Annotated in this window: 1 protein-coding gene; it reads left to right on the top strand. The window is 69.0% G+C overall.

Translation table 11 applies throughout. The annotated features are described in order from the left end of the window. Positions 1-146: 146 nt before the first annotated feature. Complete coding sequence (gene malQ, locus TVH25_RS21195) at positions 147-2,273, top strand: 4-alpha-glucanotransferase (RefSeq protein ID WP_422425401.1); 2,127 nt, start codon at positions 147-149, stop codon at positions 2,271-2,273. Positions 2,274-2,308: the final 35 nt, after the last annotated feature.

Genomic DNA, 2,308 nt, shown 5'->3' with positions numbered 1-2,308 from the left:
GCTCGAAGCCGCTCCCGCCCGACCAGCCCGCCCTGTTCGACAACCCCGACGAACCCACCCTGTTCGACGGCTTCGGCGACTGACCGTCGAGCAGCTACCGGGTCTGCGTCTGCGACCGGCCCGGCTTGCTGGCATGATTCGACATCGTGACGTCGACGGAAAATCTACGAGAACTGGCCGGCCATCACGGGATCTCCACGACCTACGTCGGCTGGGACGGCGACGAGCACGATGTTTCGGACCGCACGCTGCAACGGATCCTGGCAGCGCTGGACGTTCCCGCCGCCACTCCCGAGCAGATCTCGGCCTCGCTCGCCGATGTACCCGACCGGCCGTGGCGGCAGATGCTGCCGCCGTCCCTGGTGGTCACGGAGAACGAACAACGGACCTTTCCCGTCCACGTCCCGCACGGCGACCCGGTGTCGGTGTGGGTGGTCGACGAGGACGGCCGTGAGGTCGCCGTCGAGCAACTCGACATCTGGGTCGACCCGCGTCTCGTCGACGACCGGCTCGTCGGCCGGGCCACCTTCGCGGTGCCCCGCCTGCCCCTCGGCTGGCACACGCTGCACGCGCGCAGCAACGACGTGGAGAGCACGGCGACACTCGTCGTCACGCCGGTGCGACTGGCGACAGCCGACCGAATCCTGCAACAGCAACGCTGGGGCCTTGCGGCGCAGTTGTATTCGGTACGGTCACGCCGTTCGTGGGGTATCGGGGATTTCGCCGATCTCGCCGACCTCGCGGCCGTCACCGGCGGGCACGGCGGAGATTTCGTCCTGGTCAATCCGGTGCACGCCGCCGAGCCGGTCCCGCCACACGAGCCGTCGCCCTATCTCCCGTCGTCCCGCCGGTTCGTCGACCCGCTGTACGTGCGGGTCGAGAACATCCCCGAAACCGCGTATCTGCCGCGCAAGCACCGCGCCAAGCTGGACGAGAGCGCAGCCCGCTTCACGAAGGTGAACAAGAAGGCGGCGCAACTGGACCGCGACACCACGTACCGGGCGAAGCTGGACATGCTCGAGCATGTGTACCGGGTGCCTCGCGGCCCCGCGCGGCAGGCACGGTTCGACGCGTTCTGCGCCCAGGGCGGAGCGGCGCTCGACGACTTCGCACTGTGGTGTGCGCTGGCCGAGAAGTTCGGCTCCCGGAAGTCGCAATGGCTCACCCGCGCGCCGTCCCCCAACGCCCCGGGCGTCGGCGAACTCCGGGAGAGACTTGCCGGCCGAATCGATTTCTATCGGTGGTTGCAGTGGGTGTGCGACGAGCAGCTCACCGACGCACAGGACAGCGCTCGCGCCGCCGGGCTCGACATCGGGATCGTTCACGACCTGGCGGTCGGTGTGCGCCGGGACGGCGCCGACGCGTGGACCCTGGGTGATGTGCTCGCCTCGGGCGTCACGGGCGGCGCTCCCGCGGACGACTTCAATCGCAACGGGCAGAACTGGAATCAGCCACCGTGGCGGCCGGACCGACTCGCGGAGGTGGGCTACCTTCCGTACCGCGATGTGGTGCGCTCAGCACTGCGTCACGCGGGAGGTGTCCGGGTCGATCACATCCTCGGATTGTTCCGTACGTGGTGGGTCCCGGAAGGCTTCTCCCCCGCGGACGGCGCCTATGTACGGAGCGACCACGAGGCCCTGATCGGCATTCTCGCGCTCGAGGCGCAGCGTGCCGATGCCGTGGTGATCGGCGAGGATCTCGGTGTGTTCGAGGAGTGGGTGCAGGAGTATCTGGCCCGGCGCGGAATCGCGGGCACGTCGATCCTGTGGTTCGAGAAGGACGGCGACACCCCTCGCTCCCCCGAGACCTACCGCAGGCTGTGCCTGACCTCCGTGACGACCCATGACCTGCCGCCCACGTCCGGTTACCTTGCTGCCGAGCACATCACGTTGCGGTCGGCGCTCGGACTGCTCGAACGCGACCTCGAGACGGAACTGGCCGACGAAGCGGTCGCACGGGATGCGGTGCTGCGGCTCGCGAGGGAACACGGGTTCCCGGTGTCGGAGGACGACTCCGACGACGCGGTCACTGTGCAGTCGCTGCATCGCCTGATCGCGACCAGTCCTTCTGTGCTGCTGGGGCTTTCGCTTGCAGACGCTGTGGGCGAACGACGCAGTCAGAACCAGCCGGGCACCGTCGACGAGTACCCGAACTGGCGGATTCCGCTCGCCGACGAGCACGGCAAGGCGGTGTTGCTCGAGGATCTCGCGGGCAACGAGCGCTTCGCCGCACTCGCAGCGGCACTCTCACCGCCCGCTACCGCTCGGGACTGACCGTGCGGGGCCCCCCCCCCCCCGCCCGGGGGGGG

The sequence above is a fragment of the Rhodococcus sp. 7Tela_A2 genome (assembly GCF_049311045.1).
Taxonomy (GTDB): Bacteria; Actinomycetota; Actinomycetes; order Mycobacteriales; family Mycobacteriaceae; genus Rhodococcus.
The sequence above is the reverse complement of the archived record's forward strand: the minus strand, read 5'-3'. Positions and strand labels throughout refer to the sequence as shown.